14 protein-coding genes are annotated in these 20,629 nt (G+C 34.2%); 5 read left to right on the top strand and 9 right to left on the bottom strand.

Going from position 1 to position 20,629, the window contains the following annotated elements; all coding sequences use genetic code 11:
* Window position 1: 1 nt before the first annotated feature.
* The 4 genes from pdhA to porU all read right to left on the bottom strand — a co-directional run bounded on the left by pdhA (window position 2) and on the right by porU (window position 6,802).
* Window positions 2–1,003 carry a pyruvate dehydrogenase (acetyl-transferring) E1 component subunit alpha gene (pdhA, locus tag G6042_RS03630; RefSeq protein ID WP_169522951.1) on the bottom strand — a complete coding sequence of 334 codons (1,002 nt, stop codon included), beginning with the start codon at window positions 1,001–1,003 and terminating at the stop codon, window positions 2–4.
* Window positions 1,004–1,155: 152 nt separating this feature from the next.
* A complete protein-coding gene (gene cdd, locus G6042_RS03625) occupies window positions 1,156–1,638 on the bottom strand; it encodes a cytidine deaminase (RefSeq protein WP_169522950.1) in 483 nt (160 codons plus the stop codon).
* Between the two features lie 69 nt (window positions 1,639–1,707).
* Entirely contained in the window at window positions 1,708–2,907 is a 1,200-nt protein-coding gene (gene porV, locus G6042_RS03620) for a type IX secretion system outer membrane channel protein PorV (protein ID WP_169522949.1), read from the bottom strand.
* 37 nt (window positions 2,908–2,944) lie between these two features.
* The gene (gene porU, locus G6042_RS03615) at window positions 2,945–6,802 is read right to left on the bottom strand and encodes a type IX secretion system sortase PorU (protein WP_169522948.1); all 3,858 of its coding nucleotides are present in this window, start codon (window positions 6,800–6,802) and stop codon (window positions 2,945–2,947) included.
* A gap of 195 nt (window positions 6,803–6,997) precedes the next feature.
* Here porU and gldJ point away from each other — a divergent pair, with 195 nt between their 5' ends.
* Complete coding sequence (gene gldJ, locus G6042_RS03610; protein ID WP_169522947.1) at window positions 6,998–8,737, top strand: gliding motility lipoprotein GldJ; 1,740 nt, start codon at window positions 6,998–7,000, stop codon at window positions 8,735–8,737.
* 66 nt (window positions 8,738–8,803) lie between these two features.
* Window positions 8,804–10,087 carry a UDP-N-acetylmuramoyl-tripeptide--D-alanyl-D-alanine ligase gene (locus G6042_RS03605; protein ID WP_169522946.1) on the top strand — a complete coding sequence of 428 codons (1,284 nt, stop codon included), beginning with the start codon at window positions 8,804–8,806 and terminating at the stop codon, window positions 10,085–10,087.
* Between the two features lie 55 nt (window positions 10,088–10,142).
* Here G6042_RS03605 and G6042_RS03600 read toward each other — a convergent pair whose 3' ends face one another.
* The 5 genes from G6042_RS03600 to G6042_RS03580 form a co-directional block, all read right to left on the bottom strand.
* Window positions 10,143–11,576 (bottom strand): TolC family protein, encoded by a 1,434-nt coding sequence (locus G6042_RS03600; protein ID WP_169522945.1) that lies wholly within the window; start codon window positions 11,574–11,576, stop codon window positions 10,143–10,145.
* Window positions 11,569–14,763, bottom strand: a complete 3,195-nt coding sequence (locus tag G6042_RS03595; RefSeq protein ID WP_169522944.1) for an efflux RND transporter permease subunit — start codon at window positions 14,761–14,763, stop codon at window positions 11,569–11,571. Before G6042_RS03595 ends, G6042_RS03600 begins: the two co-directional genes overlap by 8 nt.
* Window positions 14,764–14,786: 23 nt before the next feature.
* Window positions 14,787–15,866 carry an efflux RND transporter periplasmic adaptor subunit gene (locus G6042_RS03590; RefSeq protein ID WP_169522943.1) on the bottom strand — a complete coding sequence of 360 codons (1,080 nt, stop codon included), beginning with the start codon at window positions 15,864–15,866 and terminating at the stop codon, window positions 14,787–14,789.
* A gap of 119 nt (window positions 15,867–15,985) precedes the next feature.
* Window positions 15,986–16,456, bottom strand: a complete 471-nt coding sequence (locus G6042_RS03585; protein ID WP_169522942.1) for a hypothetical protein — start codon at window positions 16,454–16,456, stop codon at window positions 15,986–15,988.
* 195 nt (window positions 16,457–16,651) lie between these two features.
* On the bottom strand, window positions 16,652–17,482 hold the full coding sequence (locus G6042_RS03580) for a hypothetical protein (RefSeq protein WP_211161627.1): 831 nt from the start codon (window positions 17,480–17,482) through the stop codon (window positions 16,652–16,654).
* Window positions 17,483–17,819: 337 nt separating this feature from the next.
* Here G6042_RS03580 and G6042_RS03575 point away from each other — a divergent pair, with 337 nt between their 5' ends.
* From G6042_RS03575 to G6042_RS03565, 3 genes are read left to right on the top strand one after another with little or no spacing between them, the layout of a single operon-like run.
* Window positions 17,820–17,987: a hypothetical protein gene (locus G6042_RS03575; protein WP_169522940.1), complete on the top strand. Its 168-nt coding sequence runs from the start codon at window positions 17,820–17,822 to the stop codon at window positions 17,985–17,987.
* A gap of 50 nt (window positions 17,988–18,037) precedes the next feature.
* Window positions 18,038–19,681 (top strand): tetratricopeptide repeat-containing sensor histidine kinase, encoded by a 1,644-nt coding sequence (locus tag G6042_RS03570; protein ID WP_169522939.1) that lies wholly within the window; start codon window positions 18,038–18,040, stop codon window positions 19,679–19,681.
* A 6-nt stretch (window positions 19,682–19,687) separates the two neighbouring features.
* Window positions 19,688–20,353 carry a response regulator gene (locus G6042_RS03565; RefSeq protein WP_169522938.1) on the top strand — a complete coding sequence of 222 codons (666 nt, stop codon included), beginning with the start codon at window positions 19,688–19,690 and terminating at the stop codon, window positions 20,351–20,353.
* The last annotated feature ends 276 nt before the right edge of the window (window positions 20,354–20,629 follow it).

Genomic DNA, 20,629 nt, shown 5'->3' with positions numbered 1-20,629 from the left:
ATTATAATCTATGAGGAATGAAAGGATAATTTTCTTGTTCGTAAACCACATCATACAATTGTTGAGCTTCTGGGAAAGGAGATTCTTCGGCAAATGTGGCGCATTCTTCTACTAAATCTTTCACTCTTTTGTCAATCGCTTCAATCTCTGCATCAGTAGCGTAGTTTTTTTCTTTGATAACATCCAACACTTGAGTAATTGGATCTATTTTTCTATACTCATCAACTTCTTCTTTTGAACGATACAATTGCGCATCCGACATAGAATGACCTCTGTAACGGTACGTTTTCATTTCTAAGAATGTTGGTCCTTCGCCACGACGAGCTCTTTCCATGGCTTCGTGCATTGCTTCAGCAACTTTTACTGGATTCATTCCATCCACTGGTCCACAAGGCATTTCGTACCCTAAACCAAGTTTCCAAATATCTGTATGATTCGCTGTTCTTTCTACCGAAGTTCCCATTGCATATCCATTGTTTTCACAAATAAATACTACTGGAAGTTTCCACAACATTGCCATGTTGAACGCTTCGTGAAGTGAACCTTGACGTGCTGCACCATCACCAAAATAGGTCAAGGTTACTCCGCCAGTTTCAAAATATTTATCGGCAAAAGCCATTCCTGCACCAACTGGAATTTGCGCTCCAACGATACCATGACCACCATAAAATCCGTGTTCTTTTGAAAAAATGTGCATCGATCCACCCATTCCTTTAGATGTTCCCGTTACTTTTCCTAGAAGTTCTGCCATTACTTTTCTTGGGTCAACACCCATTCCAATTGGCTGAACGTGGTTACGATAGGCAGTAATCATTTTATCTTTTCCGCCTAGATTCATAACATGTAAAGCACCCGCTAAAACAGCTTCTTGCCCATTGTATAAGTGTAGAAATCCTCTAACTTTTTGTTGAATATAAAGTGCTGCAAGTTTGTCTTCAAACTTTCTCCAAAATAGCATGTCTTCATACCATTTTAAATAAACATCTTTTGTAATTTCTCTCATCTGATTATTCGCTAAAGCGCATTTTTAATGTTCTTACTAGTAATAAAAAGCAAATAGTTTCCTCACTCAAATTTGCGTCCCGAAAACGTCGGAATGCAAAAGTAAAACATTCCGAGTAAGAAGTAAAATTTAAAACTGTAATTTTTACCTTTTTACAAGAAGTTTTTATCAAAAGTAAGTGGTAACAAATTCGAAATCGATTTCGATAAATAAACTTCACCACTTTCTCCCATAAAATAAATTTCTATTGGATATTCTTGTTTAAACTCATATTCCGAAATAGATTGGCGACATGCTCCACATGGTGGAATTGGCGTAGTCGTTTTATTGGTATCTGATGCTGCCGAAACTGCCATTTTTACAATTTTTGCTTCAGGATAAATTGCACCCGACTGAAAAATAGCTACACGTTCTGCACAAAGTCCTGACGGATAAGCCGCATTTTCTTGATTAGAACCTAAAACTACTTTTCCATTATCAAGCAAAAGCGCTGCTCCAACTCTAAATTTAGAATATGGCGCATAGGCTTTTTTTCTAATTTCTATTGCTTGTTCCATTAAAGATTGTACGTCTTGAGGAAGTTCTGCAACAGATTGATACACTGTAAACGAGGTATTGATACTGATTTCTTTCATTATATATAGGGGAAAAAAAATCCAAATTTCAAAAGAGAAATTTGGATAATTATTTTACTTTATTTTTTATTAATATTCTTCGTATTGATCACCAAAGTTAAACGTCAATGAGAAACGAAGTGTGTTTTCTAACGGATTTTTCACTTTTGACGCAGAGAATAAATAAGAAACATCTATTTTAACTGTGTTATACTTAAATCCTGCTCCAAGTGAGAAAAATTGTCTTGCTCCTTTTAATGGACTTTCATGAAAATAACCCAATCGCATAGCAAATGAGTCTTGGTACAAATATTCTGCTCCAGCTGAATAAGTCAACTCTTTTAACTCTTCGCTAAATCCACCTGGCGCATCACCAAACGATTTAAAAATACCCGAAACCCAGTTTACTTTGTTATATTCTAAGTTATTTTGTTCTCTTAAATCCAATTCATCCTGACCTGAAATAACTCCATCACCATTAATATCAGCATTTTGAGGTGTTGGAACTAACAGTTTTGTCACTTCAAGATTTAACGATACTTTATTGTAATCATCAAAAATAAAATCAAAACCTCCGCCAAGTCTCATGTTGGCTGGCAAGAAGTTAGCACTATTATCATCAGATGCACCTGCATCATAATTGATTTTTGGTCCTAAATTTTGAAAATTAAATCCAGCACGCCATCTTCCGTTGAAATCGCCATAAGCATCTTCTTCTGATTGATAAAAACCTGCTAAATCAAATGCAAATGTACTTGCTGGTTTAGCATCACTCGAACCTTCGCCTACTGGAATTCTTAACTGCGAACGGATATAACGACCAGCAACCGACATAGAGAAACGCTCACTTAACTTCAACGCATACGAACCATCTAACGCTAATTCAAATGGTTTAACAATTTGGGCTTCGTCTTCTGCATTTTGTCTTAACTCGATTTCTCCCATTCCAAAATAACGCAAACTTCCTGCAAAGGCACTTCTTTCATTAATACGGTTGTAATAGGTAACTTGCCCTAGCGATATATCGTTTACAAGCTCAGTCAAATAAGGCGTATAACTCACTGAAAAACCTTGTTTGTCTATTGCAAAAGCATATTTTGCAGGATTCCATTGTTGTGAATACGTATCGGCTGATGTTGCCACACCTTGATCTGCCATACCAGCAGCACGAGCATCGGCAGCAATAAGAAGAAACGGAACTCCAGTGGTAATTACTCGACTGGCATCGGCGTTTTGGGCATTAACTATTTGTATTGTGGTAAGTAATAATAATACTGCAATTTTTTTCATTTTCATTTTATAAAAAGTTAACAAATATACTATTTTCCTATAGGATTACAAGTTTTTCGATTTTTTCTGCACGTTTATTTGATAAAGTGGACTTTACAGTCAGTTTGTAAACATAAACTCCTTTCCCTATTCTATCGCCAAAATCATCTTTTCCGTCCCAAATAATATCGCGAGACAAGAAGCCTTCATTAATAACCGTTTGATTTTTTGTCCAAACAATTTTCCCCGTTATAGTCATCACTTGAACTTGAACTTCTAACGGCTCAAATGGTCGATTGTGTGAAAACCAAAACTCGGTATAGCTAACGAATGGATTAGGATAATTAAGTACGTTTTTTAAGGTAATCGTTTCATCGCCAACTACGACAAACTGAATTTCGGCAGTAATAGGATTATTGTAAACATCCCAAGCTTTGAAAGTTATGGTATGCAATCCTGGTGCAAGATTTCGATAAGGAAAATACACTCTACCTTTAGTATGATCATCTAATTCGGTTTCATAATAATCATTCATTATATAAGGATTGGTTTCATCGCCATCCAAAATCCCAACAATATCATGACCAATTCCGCTTGCTGTGTTGATTCCATTTTCATCTTCTAACAAGGCTAATAAAAAAGGAGACGAATTTGTAATTCCGCCATTGACAAACGTTTCATCGTTCATATATAATTTAACTCTTGGACCAGTATTATCCGCAACTGCATTGGTATTTATTCCACCAATTTTGATATCGGTATTGTAACCTGTTTTATCTAAATGAATTTGATTTCTTTTAGCATAAAAACTAATTTTTCCATTTCCAACTGGAATTCTAATATCTCTTGGAACCACAAAATTAATCTCAAATTTACCATTAACAACAGAAGCATTTCCTCTAAAAATAGTTTCGCCAAGTACTCTAAAATTGATTGGCGGACTAAAATTATCATTATTAAGTGTTGCTCTAGTGATTTCTTTGTCAAAAATATTAATAGCCAATTCTCCGTTATAGGCTGTTAACAAACTACCATTATCTGCTTGAACTTCGCCACTTATTTTTACATAAGCCAACGATTGAAAATCAGGAATAGCATCAGTTATAGCAATATCGTTTACTTTGGTTAAAACAACCTTTGGACTAGCCATAGCAAGTTTTAACGCTGGATCGCCAAGATAAAAAACGACGTTGGTTGCCGAACCTGGACTGAAATTTTTTGCCAAACGCAAATTTTCAGCAATCGAATTTTCATTATTAGCATTATATGAAAAAATATACTCCGCTAATTTATCATTAAAAACTTCTGCTGGACCTTGACCAATAGAACGTACTGTTGTAATCATAGAAATTGCGCCACCTTTTGGATTCCAATAAGTATATTCTCCAGCGGTTGGTCTAGTTGGATTATCAAATCTAGAAAAAGAACACGTAATGGTTATAAACAATGGATACTTGTATCGATTATTCAAATTTTGACCATCGGATTTCTCCCAAATTCGCTCGCCCGAAAGTCCATCTTCACCACCATGTCCAAGATAATTGAAGACCAAAGCACCTTTTTCGAAAGCAGCAAAAAGTTCTTCTCTTGCTTTTGGATATCGTTTTCCTCCTGCTGATGCTTCTTGAACATAGGAATCCATCAAAATCTTTTTGACGTTTATAAATGGTTTTTGAGCTACAATAATATCGGATAGGTTATTCTGTCTGAATTGCAATGATGCATCCGAAATTTTATCAGAATCATCCGAAATTGAAACATAATTGTTACGCCAATTCCCATAGGATTTAATGTCGTGGTATTCTATAACTTTATTAACCAATTCATCTGCCTGTTGAGTTGAACCAGCAATCATTCTTCCCACAGCAATATCCAATCCTTTTATTGAACTGGTCCAACTTCCGTTTTCAGTATAATAATCTATTCGACCTTCATCATCATCCATTAGCCCAAAAAAATCATCAGAAGCAAACGATTGTTCACTATCTGTAAAACTATTTGCTGATTGATAAATGGGAACAATATTGGTATTTTGCTGAATTCTGTTTTTAAAATCAAACGAAGCATCACCAAAAAGATTTACATATTTCACTCTTTTATCTGACGATGACGCGTTGAAATAAACATATTTAACAAAATTTCTAATCGCACCTATATCTTGCTTACCTGATGAGAATTCTTGATAAATGTTTTCCAAATGAATAACTTTTACATTCATCTGAGAATAGTTTCGATGAAAATTAGCCAATTTTTCGGCTTGAGTAGCTAAATTTTTTGGCGTAATAATAAGGTAATCGACATCTTGAAACTGACCTTGACTGTTTTTAAAAACAGTTCCTTTTAGGTTTTGGTTTTCTACTTTTGACTTAGAATCTTTTAATGGCGAATAATAATCGTTGCCATCAACAGCAATATATTTTTTTATTTCTCCAAGATTGGTTCTAAAAGCAAATCCACTACCCGAAGTATTTTCAATTTTTTGTACATTATATATATCGGTAATATCCCAAACCTGATTGATGGACGAAGCATTTGAAATTTGATATTCGCCAACACCAATATTGGTTCCAGCTTCGGCTGCTTGAAAACGGAACTGTTTGTTATAACCCGTTAAATTTCGTTTGGCTTTCACTCGGATAAAATTTAAATAGGCTTTTGAACTAGGAACACCATTATTGTCATATTTTATTTTAACCGCAATATTATCAGAACTTAGCGGAATTGCATTTTTGATACTCGCATTAATAGCTTTAACACTACTATCCGGATTTACCGCTGAAAAAGACTGACTTCCTATAATTTGACCATTAGCTTCCGCTGAAAAAACAGTTGCCACCGAAGATTCAGTGACAAAATGCATATTAAAATCAACCGGAACTGTCGTAACTAGATTAGGAAACGTAAAATCAAACGTTCGTTCATCAGTAATCGAAAACGATTCGCCAAACCAAATCCTACCCAATTCCAGAACATTAGTATTATCTACTTCGTGAAACTGATAATCATCAAAAGTGGTAATGGTTGTCGTTGGATTTGCTGTTGGTTGCGACATTTCGGGAATTCTTTTTCCTAAATCACCGCTAACGGTTACATAATAATAAGACTTCTCTTCATATAAATTCAGATTAGTGAAATTTTCTTGGCTCCAATTATCAACGCCTTCTGCATAAAAAAGAATGTAATCCTGATTATCAAAAACACCGTCATTTTCACCTACAAACTGTATTGCGTTTTCGGTCAAATCATTAGGATAATATTCAGAATTTCGCAACGGAACCATTCGTCCACCGTTTCCATATATTTTAATTCGTCTCGGATCAACATTCGTATTCAAGCCTAAACCTTGTAAAAAAGTCTTTGACAATCGATAAACTCCCGATTTTTTTACGTAAAAACGATACCAATCTCCTGTTGCTAAAACTGAATTTTCTATATTCAAATTAGATTGAGTAGAAAAATTACTTCGCTTAGCCGATTGATTAACACGATAGGAAAAAGAAACGATTTTTTTATAAACTCCGTTTTCACTTATAATAGGAGAAACAAAAAATTGAAGATAGAATTTATCTCTGGCGCGATACGTTTGAGTCCAATATTGCAAAGTCGAAGGTAAATTCTTCTTAACTATATCTCCAAGTTCGCTTTCGGAAATAGATTCATAGACAACATTTGAGATTTCTAATGCGTTTTTTTCATCATAAAGTGATGTTGCTGGAATGGTTTTAGAAAAAACAATGCTATTTTCAACAGCATTAAATTGAAAATTTTCAACATTAAACTGAGGCAACAAATAGGAATTATCGCCAATAGCATAGCTTGATTTTGGCTTCCAAACCACAGAAACAGTGCTTTGTTCTTGAGCAAACCCAACAAAGCACACCAAAACAAACAGTAAAAACAGTATATTCTTTTTCATAACAATAAGTAGAACGTAATTATACTAAAAATATTGTGTAATTTTTTTTAGGATAACACAATAAAAAATATATTTTTGCGTTTATATAACAAGCTCACAATTTTTAAGAGCGAATTTAGTATTAATTTAAAAAAGATGTTGCAAATTAAAGGTTAATTCTTAAATTGCGCCACGAAATAGTTACCTACTAAAAGTATGAAAGTAAATAAAGTTATGAATACTAGACTACTACTATTGTTAGCATTAACAATCAGTATTGCATCTTGTAGCAAAAAATCTGATTCAAAAGGTGGTTCAAAAGCTACTGGATGGAAAATCAACGACAAAAAAGGTGGTTTTCAGTATGCCTCAAAATTTAAAAAACAAGCAACTGGTCCAGGACTTGTTTTAGTAGAAGGTGGAACTTTTACCATGGGTAAAGTACAAGATGACGTAATGCACGATTGGAACAACACTCCAAATCAACAGCACGTTCAATCTTTTTACATGGATGAAACTGAGGTTACCAACATGATGTATATGGAATATCTTGATTGGTTAAAAAGAGTTTATCCACCAGATCAAGAAAACTACAAAAACATCTATGAAGGTGCATCACCAGATACACTAGTATGGAGAAATCGTTTAGGATATAACGAAACGATGACCGAAAACTATTTAAGACATCCTGCTTATGGAGAATATCCTGTAGTTGGTGTTAACTGGATACAAGCAACTGAATTTTCAAGATGGAGAACCGATCGTGTAAACGAAAAAATTCTTGAAGAACAAAGATATTTGAAAAAAGACGCTAAAGTAACCAACACTGAAGCTGGAAAAGTATTTAGTACACAAACTTATTTAGCAGTTCCTAATCAAGCTGTTGGTGGTGACTCTGAAATTGTATTACAAAGAGGTAAAGGTAGAGGCGCGGCTAAAAAATCTTCTGGTTCAACTGATGGTGCAGCAAATGCACAACCAACTGGTGGAAATGATCCTAAAAACGTATATGCAACAAGAAGCTCAGGTTTAATTTTACCTGATTATAGACTTCCAACTGAAGCTGAATGGGAATATGCTGCTGCTGCTGATGTAGGTCAAAGAGAATACAATATCTACAAAGGACAAAAGAAATACCCTTGGTCTGGAAGCTACACGCGTTCTGGAAAAAGACAAGTTAGAGGTGATCAATTGGCTAACTTCAAACAAGGAAAAGGTGACTACGGTGGTATTGCAGGTTGGTCTGACGATGGTGCTGACATCACTAATAAAGTAAAATCATATCCGCCAAACGATTTCGGTTTGTATGATATGGCAGGAAACGTAGCTGAATGGGTTGCTGACGTTTATAGACCAATTGTTGATGATGAAGCAAACGATTTCAACTATTACAGAGGAAACGTTTACATGAAAAACAAAATTGGTGAAGACGGAAAAGTAGAACTTGTTACTGCTGAAAATCAAAAATTTGACACTTTATCAAACGGTAAGATTATCGCAAGGAACTTCCCTGGAGAAATTGCTCAAGTGCCAGTTGACGAAAACGAAACATATTTAAGACAAAACTTTGACAAATCTGACAACAGAAATTACAGAGATGGTGACAAACAATCAAGCCGTTATTTCAAATTTGGAAGTTCTGAAGAAGGAGACGAAAAAGGAAAATTAAACGACAACCAAAGAATGTACGACTCTCCAAAACACAATGTTTCTGTGGATAGTTTAGGTTCAATGGTTAGAAAATATGACAAGTCTAACAAAAGAACAACGCTTGTAAATGATGATGTAAGAGTTTACAAAGGTGGTTCTTGGAGAGATAGAGCGTATTGGTTAGACCCAGCTCAAAGAAGATATTTCCCTCAAGATATTGCTACTGATTACATTGGTTTTAGATGTGCAATGTCAAGAGTTGGTCCAAAAGCTGATAAGAAAAAATCAGCTAGAAATAAAAGATAATATTTGTTTCACACTATATAAAAGCCCTAATTTTAGGGCTTTTATTGTTTTTATCATTTATATAAAATGACTATAGCCGAAATTCACCGCTTGTTTTTAGAATGCAACTCCATCTCAACCGATACTCGTAAAATTGAGAACAACAGCATGTTTGTTGCTTTAAAAGGAGAAAACTTTGATGCCAATACCTTTGCCGAAGAAGCTTTGGTAAAAGGAGCAAAATATGTAATCATTGATAATCCAACCTATGCTGTTAGCGACAAAACAATTCTTGTAGAAAATAGCTTAACTGCTTTACAACAACTAGCAACCTATCACCGAGAATTTCTAAAAATTCCAATTGTAGCTTTAACCGGAAGTAATGGAAAGACTACGACCAAAGAATTAATTTACATTGTATTGGCAAAAAAATTTAATACCAAAGCTACCAAAGGAAATCTTAATAATCACATTGGCGTTCCTCTGACATTACTTTCATTTTCCAAAGAAACTGAAATCGGGATTGTAGAAATGGGTGCCAATCATCAAAAAGAAATCGAATTTCTATGCGAAATTGCCAAACCTGATTATGGCTATATTACCAATTTTGGAAAAGCACATCTGGAAGGTTTTGGTGGCGTTGAAGGAGTTATCAAAGGCAAAAGTGAAATGTACTCTCATTTGAAAACGCATAATAAAACGGTTTTTGTAAACGTAGATGATGCTATTCAAAATGACAAAACAACTGATTTCAACAGAATAACCTTTAGTCAAAAAGATATTTCTGCAAATGTATTCATCAATGAAGTTAGTGCAAATCCTTTTGTCAAAATTAAAACCTTAAATACCGAAATCAAGTCACATTTAATTGGTTTATACAATGCGAACAACATTAATGCAGCGATAACCATTGGAAATCATTTTGGCATTTCAGCTTCAGAGATAAAAGAAGCAATTGAAAGCTACATTCCCGAAAACAATCGTTCACAGTTGATAACTAAAAACTCTAACGAAATCATTTTGGATGCTTATAATGCAAATCCAAGCAGCATGAAAGTAGCTTTAGAAAATTTTATACAATTAGAAAACAAAAATAAAGTTGCCATTCTAGGCGATATGTATGAATTGGGAGAAGAAAGTCTTGCTGAACATAAATATATAGTTGATTTTATATCCGAAAACAATTCGTTGGAATGCTATTTTGTTGGTAAAGATTTTTTCAAAAATAAAATCGAAAACTCAAACTTCCATTTCTATGAAAATTTTGAACAGTTTTCAAACGCACTTGAAAATAAAAACTGGCGAAACAACACTATATTAATAAAAGGTTCACGCGGCATGGCTTTAGAAAGAACTTTAGAATATATTTAAAATAAAAGGCTGTCTCAAAAAGACAGCCTTTTTAACAAAAAACAAAACAGGAAAATCAATTCCATCCTCCGCCCAAAGCACGATAAATATTTACCATAGCATTCATTTGAGCCATTTTACTCTCTATCAAATCAAATTTAGACTCAAGTGCATCACGTTGTGTCATCAACACTTCCATATAATCAGCTCTTGTAGAGATAAACAAATCATTGGAAATACTCACAGATTGATTTAACGCTTCAACCTGCTTTGATTTCAGGGCAAAATTCTTTTGCATATTATCAATTTTTGCCACTTGATTGGCAACTTCTATATAAGCATTCAAAATAGTACGTTCATAATTATAAACCGCTTGCAATTGTTTTGCATTAGCATTGTAATACGCTGCTTTAATAGCGTTCCTATTGATTAGTGGAGCCGTTAAATCTCCTGCTAAAGAATATAATAATGATTCCGGCTTAAAAACATAACTAGGATTAAAAGCACGATAACCTACTCCTGCCGAAATTCCTAATGAAGGATAAAATCTAGCTTTTGCAGACTTTACATCAAGTTTTGCCGCAGCCAACTCGAATTCAGCTTGTTTAACATCTGGACGATTTTCCAACAACTGAGAAGGAATACCAGCATGAATAGCATTAGGCATTAACTCAACAAAAGCTGTGGTACTTCTATCCACTGACTGAGGAAACCGTCCAACAAGAAAATTGATTTTATTCTCTGTTTCGGTAATCTTTTGACGAATAGAATATTGAAGACTTTGGGTATTCAACAACTGCGCTTCAAATCGTTTAACTGCCAATTCATTTGCCCTTGCAGACTCTTTTTGCAACTTAACAATTTTAAAAGCATTTTCCTGAATACTACTATTCTGCTCTACTATTGCCAATTGATTATCCAATGCCATTAACTCATAATAAGAGTCGGCTATTTCTGCAATCAAATTGGTCATCATAAAATTTTTGCCTTCAACACTTGAAAGGTATCGACTTACAGCTGCTTTTTTTGCATTATGAAGTTTGTTCCAAATATCAAGTTCCCAAGTAGCATAAGCTCCCAACATATAATCCTGAAGCGGTTCTGGCATTTCCTTTCCAGGTTTAATTTCAGTAGTAGCTTCCATGGCACCGATATTAGTAAAACGCGAAACTTTATCAACACCTGCCGAACCTTTCAACCCTACAAAAGGAAGATATTCTCCTTTTCTGGCTCTGATTTCATTTCGGCTTATTTCAATTTCCTGCATTGTAATATTCAACTCCTGATTATTGGCAAGTGCCGTTTCAATAAGCGCAACAAGTTTTGGATCGTTAAAATAATCTTTCCACTTTATTTTTCCCGAATTGATGGTATCTTTGATTGTTTCACTTGAAACAAAAGAATCCGGAACTTCTTTGTTCTCATTCCTTTGAATTACAGAAGGAGTTTTACAACCTGCAAATGCGATTACGATACAAATCGCTACTATCTTTTTAAACGTATTATTCATCTTCTTCTGTATTAGTAAAATTAACCATGCTATGTGCAAATTCTTCTGAAAGCGAGCTATCTTCTTCTCCTTTTATCAGTTTTCTACCGTCGGCAATCGAACCAAAAATAAAATACAATCCCGGTACAATAATTACTCCAAAAACTGTCCCGAACAACATACCTCCAAGCGCTGCAGAACCCAATGTTCTATTACCAATTGCGCCTGCACCTGTTGCAATCATCAACGGAATCAATCCGGCAATAAAAGCAAAAGAGGTCATAAGAATAGGTCGGAAACGTACTTTGGCTCCTTCAATAGCAGCTTCCAATATCGACATTCCTTCGTGCCGCTTGAGAACGGCAAATTCAACAATCAATACCGCATTTTTACCGAGCAAACCAACAAGCATAATAAGTCCGATTTGTGCATAAATGTCATTTTGTAATCCCATTATTTTAAGCAAAAAGAACGAACCAAAAATACCAACCGGTAATGACAACACTACCGCAAACGGAATGATAAAACTTTCATATTGAGCCGCTAAAACAAAATACACAAAAGAAAGTACAATCAAAAAGATGTAAATAGACTCATTTCCTTTATTGGCTTCATCAAATGAAAGACCTTCCCAAGCAATATCATATCCTTTAGGCAATGATACTTTGGCTACTTCACGAACGGCTTGTATGGCATCAGCAGTTGTATAACCTTTAGCCGGAAGTCCTTGTATGGCTGCCGAATTGTACATATTATAGCGGGTAATTTCATTTGGACCTTGTGTTTTTACCAATTTCATAAATGCCGAATACGGCACCATTTCTCCGTGATCATTTTTAATATAAAGATTAAGAACATCCGAAGGCAATCTTCTAAATTTAGGATCAGATTGAACATAAACCTTGAAAAAACGTTCAAATTTAATAAAGCCTTGCTCGTAAGTACTACCTATAAGAATGTCCAAATTATCCATGGCTTTGCCTATTGAAACTCCTTTTTGCATCGCCAACTGATTATCGATAACCAATTCATATTGAGGATAATCGGCAGCAAAAAAGGAAAACAAACCGGTAAGTTCTTTACGTTTTCCTAAGGCATTCATAAAATCTTTATTTATTTTATCAAAATCCTTATAATTAACGGTTGTATTCTTGTCTAACAAACGCATAGAAAAACCACCCGAAGAACCAAAACCTGGAATTGCCGGCGGTTCAAAAAACTCGATTTTTGCACCAAGACCTTTTGTTTTTTCTTCCAATTCTTCCATAATTTCGGTTACACCATGATGACGCTCTGACCAATCTTTAAGATTGATTAAACAAGTACCTGCGTTGGAACCACGACCTTCAGTCATAATTTCATAACCCGCAAGAGAAGAAACCGATTCTACACCATCAACATGTTCACAAATTTTCAATAGCTTCTGCGAAACTTGATTGGTTGTTTCCAAAGTTGAACCCGGTGGAGTTTGGATAATGGCATAAATAGTTCCTTGATCTTCACTAGGAATAAAACCAGAAGGCAACGATTTATTCATAAAAAATGTTCCTACACAAAACGCCAACAATATCCCAAATGTGACTAGTCTTCTACTAACTATTGATTTTAGTATCGTTACATATTTCCCCGTTAATTTGTCAAATCCACTATTAAAACGATCGAGTGCTTTGGTAAGCAGATTCTTTTTCCTTTCATGTCCATGATGATTTTTCAACAGCATAGCACATAATACCGGAGTAAGTGTAAGTGCAATCAATGCCGAAATAACGATTGAACTCGCCATCGTGATGGAAAATTGACGGTAGAAAGTTCCAACAGGACCAGTCATGAATGAAATTGGAATAAACACCGACACCATTACGGCTGTAATAGCGATTACTGCACCGCTGATTTCTCCTAATACTTTTTTAACGGCTTGATAAGGCGTGATATTGGGATATTCTTCAAACTTGGCATGTACTGCCTCGACGACGACTATTGCATCATCTACCACAATTCCAATAGCCAATACTAAAGCAAAAAGCGTCACTAAATTGATTGTAATTCCAAAAAACTGTATGACGAAAAAAGCTCCAATTAACGAAACCGGAACAGCAAGTATCGGAATCAAGGTGGAACGCCAATCGCCAAGAAAAATAAATACAACCAAGGCTACAAGTATAAAAGCATCGCGTAACGTATCAATAACCTGCTCTATGGAAGCATCAAGAAATTTAGACACATCATAACTAATTTTATAATCCAATCCCGGAGGAAATGTTTGTTTCATTTCTTCCAATTTGGCTTTTACTTCCTTAATTACATCATTAGCATTACTACCATAATTCTGTTTCAACACAATAGAAGCCGAAGGATGTCCGTCAAGATTGGAATAGATATCAAAAAACTCACTGCCCAATTCAGCTCGACCAATATCTTTTAATCGAACACTTTCGCCATTGGTATTGGCACGAATAATAACATTTTCATATTCTTCGGGTTCACTAAATCTTCCTTTATAGGTCAAAACATATTCTAATGACTGCGCTTTGATACCCGAACTTTGACCAATACGTCCAGGACGACCAACAATACTTTGCTCACCAAGTGCTTTCATCACTTCATCAGTAGAAATGTTATAAGCTCTCATTCGGTCTGGATTTAACCAAATACGCATTGCATAAGTTCTACTTCCTAATATTTGTGACCTGGCTACTCCTTTTATTCGGTTAATCTCAGGAAGCATTTTCACATTTGCATAATTATAAAGGAATTTTTCATCCATGCTTTTTCCTTTAGAATATAAATTGACATACATCAACATACTCGGCTGAATAGGCGTAATAACGATTCCTTCTTTTTGCACCAGCTCGGGCAACAATGGCATTACCTGATCTACTCTGGTTTTAACTCTAATTACTGCCTGATTAGGATCGGTTCCAGGTTCGAAGATAATTCTCAAAGTAGCTTCTCCAGCACTAGTAGCATCGGTAGCCATGTACCGCATATCTTGAACACCATTTATGGCGTTTTCAAGTGTAATCAACGTTGATTTCACCAATACATCGGCACTTGAACCAGGATAAGCTATAAATATATTTACCGTAGTTGGAGCAATGTCGGGGAATTGAGAAGTTGGCAATTTCTTGATGGCCAACATACCCATAAATACAATCATAATCGAAATTACTATTGCAAATACGGGTCTATGTATGAATTTACTAAACATATACCTTATTTTTTAGTTCTCGATTATTCTGCGTATAACTCTAGATGTGACATCACATATGCTGGTTTCTCCAGCTTATACTCAATCTTTTCATTTTCTTTTACAAGACGAAGACCTTCAAGGAGTATTTTATCATCTATTGACAATCCTTTTACGGCAAAAAGATGGGGCAATTCGGCAACAATTTCAATCTCCTTGGATTGAACAGTATTGTTTCTATCAATAATATAAACATATTTTTTATCCAAAACTTCAAAAGTGGCTTTCTGTGGAATAAGTATAGCATTCTTGACAGCAACTTCCATTTGGATATTTCCTGTTTCACCATGTCTAAGCAAACCTTTTGGATTAGGAAAAGTAGCTCTAAAAGCAATATTTCCAGTTTCGTTATTGAATTCTCCTTCAATAGTTTCAACTACTCCAGGATAATCAAATGTTTTATTATTAGCCATCAACAGACTTACTTTTGGCTTGACATTACCTTGAGTTTTGGCAGTATAATCAAGATATTCTGCCTCAGGAACATTATAATAAACCCACATTTTAGAGTTATCCGAAAGGTTTGTAATTAAGTCGCCTTCCTCTATCAAACTTCCCAATCTCACGTGGAAACGATCGATAATTCCATCAAATGGTGCTCTAATTTGAGTAAACTGCAAATGAACATTGGTCAACGACAACTCAGCTTTAGCTTTGGCAAGCTTTGCTTTAGCCATAGACAATTCACTAGCGGCAACGACATTATTTTTAGCAAGTCTTTCCGTATTTTTATATTCAATTTCAGCAAAATCAGCTTCGGCCTTAGCTTTTTGCATTTCGGCTTCATACAATTTGGGCATAATTTGAAACAACAACTGTCCTTTTTTTACGTGTTGTCCTTCATCTACAAATATTTTTTCAAGATAACCTCTTTCTTGAGCTCTCAATTCAATATGCTGAATAGAGTTAATTTGAGCCACATATTCTTTGGTAATGGCAGTATCTTTTTTTATTGGATTGGTTACCAAAAAGTGGGCTTCTTCCCTTTTTTCTTCTTTTTTTGATTCACAGCTTGTATTGCTCAATAGCAAACACAAACCCATTATTATCAGGATTTTGTTCATGATGTTAAAGTCGTATGATTTTTATTTTTTTCGTAATGTGTGACCATAGCACACGAGCCACATTAAGCAAAACAGCTTACAATAAATGGCTTAATTAGTAATGCATTCGCACGAAAAAATCAAATCCTGATATTTTCAAAAATAACATACAATCGCTCATCAGAAGAAAAAGAAGCAAAACCTGCAGAAACAGGAACTTTTTTTTCGAATACAGAATCACATTGTAGTTCGGAAGATTTTAAATAAAATAAACTGGCTATATAGCTATTGAAGTTTAGATTTATTAGCTTCTTAGCAGATAACTTATTTTGTTTTGAAGTATTCTTTTCATTTTCATGTTCCTCATCACTTTCAGTATCTATAGTCTCAAAAAGTGTTTTTATAAAAAAAAGAGCAGATGACGAATTAGTATAAACAAACGCTTGATGGTGATGATTATGTTGATTTGCTGTAGGTGTTTCGTCTAAAACCTCCAGACTAGACACATTAATAGAACGAACCAACTCACCGTGCGTTCGTGCATGAAGCTGAAAATATCCTCCTAAAAGAATACTAAATACAAGATAATATGGGATAAGCCACTTTTTCATTCTGGACAAAATTATAGAAAGCCTATCAGCTGTACAAGTGCTTTAAATGCAATTCTCAACTATAACGTTTGAATTTCACTCTATACTATGTTCAAAAAATTAAGACCAATCAATCAAAACTCAACAACAGCAATGTCTTCAACCCGTTAAAATCCCTTCACTTAAAATTCACTTAAAACTAATTAAGGTTCATATTTAGTCACATTCCCCAACATATTTATTAATCATGTAAGTCGTAATTTCTTTTAATTCATCACCATTCTCTGGATTTCGTCCATCTTGGTTGAAAAAAGTGACTTCTCCATCTTTTTTACCATACCAAACAATAGCTTTCCCATTTTTTAAAAAAGTAGTGGTATCACAAACTTTAATTTTCCGTAGTTCAAATTCGTTCTCATCAAAAGGTATAACAATTTCGTGAATCAATCCCAATTTCTCATCCTGACAATCTATTTTTTCATAATGATCACCTTTCCAAACCATGCATTGCTTTTCAGGCACAACAAGTTCTTTTATTCCATAACCCGCCAAAAGCATCACAGTAAAGCCTAAAATCCAAAACCCAATTTTCTTTTTTCTAGAAAAACCTTTTTCATCTTCTTTAGGTTCAAAAAAAGTGCTTTTCCTATCATCAGTAGTTTTCTCTGATTTTGGGCTGTCTAAACTATCATTTTTAATAAAATTACTTAATGGTCTTGGTTTAAAATCAACCATAATAGCTAAGATCTCCAGATACTCAACACCAGCGTTATAATTTTCTCGTTTAATGAAAAATTGTATTGGTTTTAAACGATCAATGTCAAATTTCTGAATGCCTTTTTTTAAATCGTCTTCTTTCGCAATATTAAAAAACAATCGAAACGTATTCTCATCTGCTTTAGATAATTCTCTGTCAACAATAATTTCACAAATAGTTCTTAAACTAGTCAATTTCGGATCCAAAAGATAACTAGAAAACTCACCATCACAAGCTTCTTTTAACTTGTTTTTGATAGCTTTTGGATAATCAATATGAGATAATTTCATGTCTTGAAAATGAATTAAACAGAATTTTTCGGAAATATCGGAAACATCGGAAATCCTTATCAATTCTGGACAAAAACCGCTTTTACTTTGCCTCAGAATTAGTTCTTGTTCTACGTCGCGATAGAACAAATGTACAAAACTAGTTCTAAAAAAGTGTTGTTGTACAAAACCGAAATTTTTGTTCGGGAAGTATAAAAAATAAGGTTTTGTAACAACACACTTCACTTCCCAAAAAAACAATCGAGTACTCAAAAAAGCTCAGGCATTTGCCCTGACTATGGCTTTCGGGCAGAACCCGAACAGCCACAATTATGTTTAATTCTTAATGATTATTACAATGAAAAAAATAATTTTATTCTCGTTTTTTATGATGTCTTTTGCTTCATTGACATCTTGTACAGCAGATGCAATTGAAGATACAGTTGCTAATCAAACAGTAAGTGATGACGATAGCGGTGGAGGAACTGGAGGTCAAACTGGAGTTCCAAAACCACCAAAACCGTAATTTTTTTTATAATTTTCTTTTTATAAAAGAAAATTAAATAACTTCGGGAAATGATACTCAAAAGGTTAAGTTTCCCGATTTTTTTATTAATAACCCTTTTTCTTTCATGTAATGAAAAGAAACAAAAAGAAGCTTTATTTTCCAATCAAGATTATAAAGTAAATATTAATTTCGCCGAAAAATGGCTGACAGATCAAAAGTATGACAGTGCTTATTTCTATTATGAAAAAGCAAAAATTACAGCAATTAACTCAGACCAAAAAGTATATGCCTTACTTCAATTAGCAGCAATTCAAAAACATTTTTGTGATTTTTCCGAAATGGAAAGTACCGTTACAGAAGCCTATAAAAATGTAGAAAATTCAAAGTATTTGCCCTATATCTATAATTTATTAGGAATTGCTTATCAAGAGCAACATAATTATGAAGAAGCTCTAAATTATTATAACAAATGTTTTAACGATTCATTAAGCGACCTCAATAAATGCATCTTTAAAAATAATATAGCAGTAGTATATTTAGAAAAAAGACAATATAAAAAGGCTGCTGATATTCTTTTGAATACTATTACAGTTGATTCGCTAATAGTAAATAAATTACAATATGCTAAAAATTTAAGTAATCTTGGATTTGCATTATTTAAATTAAACCAACCCCAAGCTGTCGATTATTTGAACCAATCTTTAAAAATTAGAGATAGCATAAATGATTATTATGAGCTAGCAACCTCTTATGTTCATCTAGCAGATTACTACCAAAAGAAAAATTCACAGTTGGCTTTTGAATTTGCTAACAAAGCCTATCAAGCTTCACATAAAACAAATAGTCCTGACGATGAACTAATTGCGTTAAAAATAATGATTGCAAACAGTGAACCCAATACAGCAAAAGAATTAGCCTTACAACAAATCCATTTGTCAGACAGCATAACAAAAGCAAGACAAATAGCCAAAAACCAATTTGCAAAAATTAAGTTTGATTCCAAAAAAGCAACAAAAGAACTTGAAAGACAAAAGCAGTTAAAAGAATATTTTATACTTGGAATAGTACTACTCACTGGACTGGCTATTTTTATTTATTACAGAATTAAAATAAGTAATCGTAAAAAAATCGAAGAAACAGCCTATAGAACCGAAACTCGAATTGCCAAAAGACTTCATGACGAACTAGCCAATGATGTGCACAATGCCATAGCTTTTGCCGAAACCCAAAACTTGGAAAATCCACTAAACAAAGAAGCCTTGTTGGAAAATTTAGACACTATCTACTCTAGAACTAGAAACATATCGGGAGAAAACAGAGATATTGATACAGGGGAAAATTACCTTGAAAAGCTAAAAGCCATGATGGCAAGTTATAACACGGATGATAGAAATGTGATCGTAAATGTAGATGGATTTCAGCACCAAAAAACTTCCAAAGAAATCAAAGTAGCCATTCATAGAGTGTTCCAAGAATTATTGGTCAATATGAAAAAACATAGTCAGTGTACATTAGTTGGAATCAGCATTAAAACAGATAAAAATAGGATAGAAGCAACCTATTCCGACAACGGAATTGGAACCTCCAATTTGTTAAATTTAAAAAATGGACTTCAAAATGCGGAAAACCGTATTCATTCACTAAAAGGAACTATTACATTTGATACCGAACCCAATAAAGGTTTCAAAGTAAAAATTACCATCCCAAATTAAAAGAGTATGTACAAAAAAGTCCTAATAGCCGAAGATTTTGACAGTATCAATATAGCAGTAGAACAAACACTAAAAGATTTGGGAGTTCAAGAAATACAATATGCCAAATATTGTGATGATGCCATTCTAAAATTCAAAAAAGCACTACAAGACCACCAACCATTTGATTTGCTAATTAGCGATTTATCTTTTGTAGAAGACTATCGCGAAGTAAAAATAGCGTCAGGAGAAGAACTTATTCAAGCCATCAAAAAAATCCACCCCGAAATAAATGTTATCGTCTATTCCGTAGAAGACAAACCCTATATCATCAAAACACTTTTTGACGAAGCGCAAATAAATGGCTACGTAAAAAAAGGAAGAAACAGCATCAGCCAACTCAAAACGGCCATCGAAACACTACTCTATGGAAAAACTTTCATTTCTCCCGAGCTAGCCCATGCATTACAAGACAAAACAGCAAAAGAAATAGACAATTACGACATTACCTTGCTTTCTCATCTAGCAAACGGTGTTGCCATAGAAGAAATGGAAACCCTTTTCAAACACCTAAACATTACACCCAACAGCAAATCCACCATCGAAAAAAGAGTAGCCAAACTAAAAGATTACTTCAAAGCCAACAACAACATCCATCTAATCGCCATCACCAAAGATTTAGGCATTATATAGTCACGTCCTTCCGTCTCTTCGAGTGATTTTACAAACTGAAAATGCCAATTTTTAGTTTGTAAAATTGTATCGAGAAGCCATTTCTATTATCTTTTCTCTTGCTTCTTTTCTCTTTTTTCAAACTTTTTTCTTCCATTACGGTTTCCCGTAAAATACTTCCAAACCAACAATTTATATTTGTCAATAATATTTGTGGTAACAATACCATCGGCAAAGACTATTATTTAGAAACCTGCCGGTGGTATTTGTAATTTGAATTCAAAACAAAACCTATAA

It is taken from the genome of Flavobacterium solisilvae (assembly GCF_012911605.1).
In the GTDB taxonomy this organism is placed as follows: Bacteria; Bacteroidota; Bacteroidia; order Flavobacteriales; family Flavobacteriaceae; genus Flavobacterium; species Flavobacterium solisilvae.
Note: the sequence above shows the minus strand (reverse complement) of the source record. Positions and strands in the feature narration are given on the sequence as shown.